This is a genomic window from Neobacillus drentensis (genome assembly GCF_036965245.1).
Taxonomy (GTDB): Bacteria; Bacillota; Bacilli; order Bacillales; family Cytobacillaceae; genus Neobacillus; species Neobacillus drentensis_G.
Genome location: NZ_JBALPG010000202.1, coordinates 1 through 6171, shown reverse-complemented (window position 1 = coordinate 6171; position 6171 = coordinate 1). Strand labels below are relative to the sequence as shown.

Annotated in this window: 7 protein-coding genes and 2 pseudogenes; 6 read left to right on the top strand and 3 right to left on the bottom strand. The window is 34.7% G+C overall.

The features are described 5' to 3' along the window. Positions 1-197 (bottom strand): helix-turn-helix domain-containing protein (locus tag V7150_RS25220; protein WP_335523762.1); only part of this gene is annotated, 197 nt, incomplete at its 3' end. 11 nt (positions 198-208) lie between these two features. After that, the gene (locus V7150_RS25215) at positions 209-688 is read right to left on the bottom strand and encodes a DUF2975 domain-containing protein (RefSeq protein WP_335523760.1); all 480 of its coding nucleotides are present in this window, start codon (positions 686-688) and stop codon (positions 209-211) included. 167 nt (positions 689-855) lie between these two features. Between V7150_RS25215 and V7150_RS25210 the strand changes: the two are divergent. Continuing rightward, positions 856-939: pseudogene (locus tag V7150_RS25210) on the top strand (hypothetical protein); the annotation flags it as partial. Positions 940-1161: 222 nt separating this feature from the next. On the opposite strand, the gene V7150_RS25205 reads toward V7150_RS25210, so the two are convergent. Beyond that, positions 1162-1743, bottom strand: coding sequence for a TIGR00730 family Rossman fold protein (locus V7150_RS25205; RefSeq protein WP_335523758.1), 582 nt, complete (start codon positions 1741-1743; stop codon positions 1162-1164). 363 nt (positions 1744-2106) lie between these two features. Between V7150_RS25205 and V7150_RS25200 the strand changes: the two genes are divergently transcribed. The 5 genes and pseudogenes from V7150_RS25200 to V7150_RS25185 all read left to right on the top strand — a co-directional run. Further along, positions 2107-3927: a PAS domain S-box protein gene (locus tag V7150_RS25200; protein ID WP_335523754.1), complete on the top strand. Its 1821-nt coding sequence runs from the start codon at positions 2107-2109 to the stop codon at positions 3925-3927. Positions 3928-4480: 553 nt separating this feature from the next. Then, the gene (locus tag V7150_RS26725; protein WP_438825761.1) at positions 4481-4882 is read left to right on the top strand and encodes a hypothetical protein; all 402 of its coding nucleotides are present in this window, start codon (positions 4481-4483) and stop codon (positions 4880-4882) included. Between the two features lies 1 nt (position 4883). Continuing rightward, positions 4884-5012, top strand: coding sequence for a CLC_0170 family protein (locus V7150_RS26695; RefSeq protein ID WP_420490333.1), 129 nt, complete (start codon positions 4884-4886; stop codon positions 5010-5012). A gap of 137 nt (positions 5013-5149) precedes the next feature. Next, positions 5150-5359, top strand: coding sequence for a hypothetical protein (locus V7150_RS25190; RefSeq protein ID WP_335523749.1), 210 nt, complete (start codon positions 5150-5152; stop codon positions 5357-5359). A gap of 189 nt (positions 5360-5548) precedes the next feature. Continuing rightward, a pseudogene (locus tag V7150_RS25185) lies at positions 5549-5692 on the top strand (VOC family protein); the annotation flags it as partial. Between the last annotated feature and the right edge of the window lie 479 nt (positions 5693-6171).

Below are 6171 nucleotides of genomic sequence, written 5' to 3'. Positions count from 1 at the left end.
TTATACTCCAGAATGTCACCTGGTTGACAATCTAGAACATCACAGATCTTTTCTAAAGTTGAAAATTTAATCGCTTTTGCTTTTCCATTTTTTAATATTGATACGTTTGCCATTGTAATTCCTAGATTTTCGGATAATTCTGTAACGCTCATTTTTCTTTTAGCCAGCATTACATCGAGGTTTACTATGATAGTCATCATTCAACACCTCAAATTGTTAGATCGTTATCTTGCTTTATTTCACTAGCTTTCCTAACTAAATAAGAAAGCATAAAAGTAAATACGGAAATAACGACTGAGAAAAATAAAATCAATAAAAGAACAATTAAAACGTTAGTATGATACCTTCCGACTACGAAAAGATAAATTAATGCGCCAACATATAAAACACCTTCAATCATTGATAATACACTTATCATTTTCAATCTATCCGCGTTTTTAACGGTAAAAGCTTGGTCAAAGCCAATTTTCGAACAAATCTGCCATCCTAAAACTAAAGCAATAAAAAATGGGATCCCTGTAATCCAAATGAATGTAATAAAGGGATTATAAAGTGTCTTCAAATTTTCTGAGTTCAGTAGAATGTTCCGTCCAGTTTCAGGGCCAAAATAAATACAGAACAACAGACCAAATAATCCACAAATAACAATTATCAATTTCAACCATATTGATAATTCTTTCTGTCTCATAAAAAGAACCCTCCTTAGCTAGCTAACAATATAATAACCCTGAATATCATCTTAGTCAACAAAAATTTATCGTTTTACGATAAATTTTTGTTGTTTGATGTTTGAGGATGTTTTTTAACTAATATAGAATTAAAAGAAAAAGTAAGCATAAATTTTCGTTTAACATTGGAATGTTTGTTGCGGATTCAAATAAATTACAGCTTCAGAAGGGGTATACAGGATTCGGCGGCATTCCTGGGTTCATAATGGTGAATATTATCTTAATGCATACAATAGTGGGGATTATTAAAGGATCGGGTTTGTTTTTTCATTAATGGGGACTGGTTATTGGGCTTAATTTCGCCTCAGGTCTAGTAAATTATTTAGCAAACAGTCGCTTTTCTTTAGGAATGTTGGACATAATGTGAAATGGAATTAAGGAAAAACTATTTTATAAAAGGAAAACAGACCAAGGTAGGTCTGTTTTTTGTCTATTAGTTCTGTTTTTCAGTAATATAAGTTTTTACGGTTGGTGGTTCATATGTATTAAATTTATCAAGTAACCCATTTGGTTCATTATCTACTATTGCCATAGTACGGTACCTTTCATGTAAAAACTGTTCGTCCGACATATGATTTAATAACGCAATAAGGGGATCATAATAATGATTTATATTTAAGAGACCACATGGTTTATGATGAAGCCCTAATTGAGCCCACGTAAAGATTTCAAAGAATTCATCTAAAGTTCCTGGTCCACCTGGCAAAGCTATAAATCCATCTGCCAGATCAGCGATTTTCGCTTTTCTCTCATGCATAGAATCTACAGTGATCAATTCTGACAGGCTCTTATGGGATATCTCTCTTTTCTCTAGAAAACTTGGTATCACACCAATTGCGTATCCTCCTTCTTCTAAAACTGAATCTGCAACAGCACCCATAATCCCAACACTTGCTCCACCATAAACAAGTGCTATATTTCGTTTAGCTAGTTCTTTACCAAGCTTTTTGGCCCCCTCTATATAGACATCGGATGCTCCATTACTTGATCCACAAAACACGGCTACCTTTTTCAAACTATCGCCTCCTAAACAATTACTATTAAACATTATACAAAAATTCACTATTTTTCTAAACTTATTGAATTTTAATAGTTCTAAGCGAACGAAAAATATGGACTCGGAAAACTTTATTTAAAATCGAGAAAAAAGCGGGAAAAAAGCATGAAAAAAGCCCGAAAAAACGTGATTTTTTGAAGAGTAAATGGGTGAAAAGTGGGAATTTGTACGATGACTTTATTGTCACAGCGAAAGGTGGAATAAGGATTAAGGTCGAGGGGTTCCAGAGTGAATTTTTTATTATACATTCCAAGGAGTTTTACAAGAAAGGTGGAATATATATACTAATCAAAATCTTTATTTAAGGCAGGTATAACTCATATGGATAAAGATAAACTTCAAACAAGTCTAAGTAAAGAGCATATCTACATGAAAGAACTGCTTCAGTCTCTTGTCGAAACCACGATAGACGCTATTTCTATTAGAGACATGCAGGGAAACATACTCCTCGTAAATTGTGCCTTTGAAAAAATTTATGGCTGGGCATACCAGGATCTGATAATTGATCCCTACTGCCTGGTTCCTGAAAATTTAATAAACGAGACGAAAGAAATTTTTCATCAGATTAAATTCTCTGGAGAGAAAATTTCGGGATATGAGACCGTACGTAAACGAAAAGATGGTACGATTGTTCAAGTATGTCTAACAGCTTCCCCTATAAAAGATAGAGTAGGGAATATCGTTGGTACTTCTGTTATCGCCAGAGATATTACAGACCGCAAAAAGGCTGAAGAAGCATTGCTTGAAAGTGAGGCTAAATACCGGATACTAGTAGAAAATACGAATGACATCATAAGCACATATGATTTAAATATGAAAAAAAGATTTGTATCTCCTTCAATAGAGCTTCACTTGGGATATACCCAATATGAATATCTTCAGGCGGGTACTTTTGCTTTTATTCATCCTGATGATGTAAAGAAAATAGTAAATCTACGTCAATCAATCTCTCCCCATAAAATAAATGTTCAAATTGAGATCAGAATAAAACATAAAAATGGATCGTGGGTGTATTTGGAGTCGCGTTGTGTACCTATCTTATCTGAGAACTCCAAGATAGAAAGCTATCTGGTAGTTTCACGTAATATCACAGAACGAAAACAATCAGAAGAAGCTTTACGAAAGAGCGAAGAACAATACAGGTTCATTGCTGAAAATACAGCAGACTTCATATCTGTGATTGATAAGTATGGAGATGTAATGTACAGCTCTCCTTCACATATGAAAAAGTTAGGTACAAATAGAATTCATTTTGAAAATATCCACCCTGACGATGCATCTCTTGTCTGTGAACGATTTTCATATATGCTTAAATCGAAAACCCCTATTATTTGTGTATATCGATACAACCTCGAAAATGAAACCTGGATCTATTTAGAATCAAGAGGAATACCTTTTTTTAACACTGATGGCGAATGTCAATACTTTTTCAATGTTACACGTGATATTACTGAGAGAAAACAAAACGAAGACCTTCTCCGGAGAACAGAAAAGCTGTCAGTCATCGGAGAATTGGCAGCAAGTATAGCGCACGAAATAAGGAATCCTCTTACCACATTAAAGGGCTTTGTTCAATTTTTAAAACCAGAGATTTCAGATAATTCCGCCTTCTTTGATATTATGTTGTCTGAGCTAGATCGAATCAACTTTATCGTGGGTGAGCTGCTTGTTTTGGCTAAGCCGCAAAATCTCTATGTGAAACCGATTCTTTTGCACAGTATCATTGAAACTGTTGTACAGTCGCTAAAATCTGAAGCTAGTTTAAAAAAAATTAAAATTATGGAGAAATTAGAAAACACACCTGTTACGGTCAACTGTGAAGAAAATCGATTAAAACAAGTATTTATTAATATCATGAAGAATTCCTTGGATGCCACTTCAGCAAATGGCGAAATCTGTATTCAAACAAAACTTCTAAATGCCAACCAAGTCCTTATTCGCTTTTCTGATAACGGCTGTGGCATTTCACAGGAGCTTTTGGCTAGACTTGGGGAACCTTTTTACACCACAAAAGAGAAGGGAACAGGATTAGGTTTACTTGTTAGTAACAAAATTATTAAAGATCATCAAGGCAGTATTAACATCACAAGTGAAATCAACAAGGGTACAATAGTAGATATAACATTACCTATTTCCATCTGAAGCTTTCCATAGTCAACAGCATCAAAGTGGGGTTCTTTTTTCGACATGTTTCTTCAGCTGGGAGAGCTTGAACTCTTTTATTTAAAAGAGATTGTAGCTGTTTTAATCAAACGTTTGTTTAGGAAGGAAAATGCAGAAAAACCGTCGAAAATCTGAGGTTAATTGTATTTATTGACAAATATGAAAAAACAATTAGAAATCCTCATGAAATAATCGACATTTTTTTGTCGCCCTTTTAAGGGAAAATACTTAATTTTATAGGGATTTCATCATATTTTAATTAAACGTTTGTTTAACAATCCTGAGGTCAGAATCCTGTCGATGTATGTGGATTCACGCAAATGATCCGATGACAATATTTAGAATCCGGTAAAAGTAAATCCTATCAAATAAAACAAAATCGACACGGTTGGAGATAAGGAGTTAAACAATCGATTCCGAGCAGTAGTAGTCTTTTAGAAATGAGAAGAGAGTACGCTGTAACGGAATTTTTTTATTCTATTTTTAACTTCCTGCTTTTTTTTTATAAAAAACTGTTTATAATTATCTTAACATTTTTTACTTTAATACCTTTCAGATACTTATCACTCAATTTAGGGGCGCTGAGCATGGGGATACCGACATTATTATTAAATACATTCAAATATTTGTAGGACATACGTTTGAAGATGCGCTTATCAATCTTCAGCAAGAGGTACCTGATGAACTGTTTCTAGGCCAATTGCGGATTATCGTACTAAATGAAAATGTTGCAAAAAAAGGGACGGAGCGTTTAAATGATTTTCTAAGGCGGAATCCTGAAATTCGACGAACGGCTTCGCTTGTCATTTCAAAGGAGCCAGCCGAAGCCTATATGAAGGTTACGCCAGAGCTTGAGAGAATTCCATCGCTTTATTTGGCAGATATAGTTGATAATTTATTTTTATGTAACAGGCGCTTTCATTCTTCTTTCTGACGTGAAAGCATATAAAAACGCAAATTTCAAAAAGGAAAAAAAGACTGCTACCTTGTTAGGGTGGTTCAACGTTATTGTTGGCTTTGTCTTAATGCTCGTTAACTGGGGCAGTAAAATTTTTATGTGGTAGACTTCTTGCTGGAGTATTTCAAGTACTAATCATTAATAAGTACATAAAAAAGGTAATAAATAGACAATAATATTGAGAAAAATATAATACGGGAAGTAGAAAAGCAAAAGTACTTCCCAAACGAGGAGGTGAGATCATTGACTGACAACAAACGAAATCGCGATGATATCGATGCTGGCGAGGCACTAGGAACTGGTGCAGGTGCTGTTGCCGGTGCTGCAGCGGGGTCCGTATTAGGTCCAATTGGCACAGTTGCTGGGGCTATTGCTGGTGGTGCGCTGGGCAACAAAGCCGGCGAAGGTGCCGATGAGGCTATGGATCGTGCAAATAATCGAGAGGATGAGTAAAAGTTCGGCCTTTACTTAGTTTGACTCCTTCATGAATTAGACTCCCGTGAAATTAAAGATATATAAAATATTGGAGTAAGGATGGTTATATAAGATAATCCTTACTCCATTTTTTAATTTTAGTTTAAATATTTATTATACATAGTTATTAAAGATTGATTAAGGTATTTATTAATAAGTGACCACATAGATATTGAAGCTGTTGTTGCCAAATTGAAAAAGAAAGGTACAGAAATCTTTGGTGAGATACAACACTATGAAGAAAGTTATAAGTTATGTTACTGTCGTGGGCCGGAGGGAATTATTTTAGAGTTGGCGGAGCAAATCAAATAAATTAAGGATAATTCATAGGTATCCGGCCGATAATTGATGAGCTTTGGCATGCCGCCAGTGAAATATGTAATCACGTCGATAAAGTTGTTCCGCAAGCGGGCGCTTTTGTTAAACAAGAACATTAAAAAAATTGACTTTTATGTTGTAGCACGGATTTGATTATAAAATTTCCTAGAGCTATCCCATATATAAGCTTTGTAAAACTTCTTAGTGAATATACAAGACCTTTAATCTTCTCATTTTGCTACTTTGACCACTACTCCTTCTGGAGGGCAGCAATGATTCCTGAAAGCTTCTTTCCTTTTATAAGTAGTTAGTCCGCCTATTTTAAAGGGAAATAAGCTCTCCTATTTTCTATAGACATAGTATGTAAAAGACTATGAGTATTATTAAAAAAAAAGGGTGAAAACAATGGCTTTAGAATATCATCGTGTTATGGCCTTACCTGGAATGGGAATGGGCGGAATGCCTGGAATGGG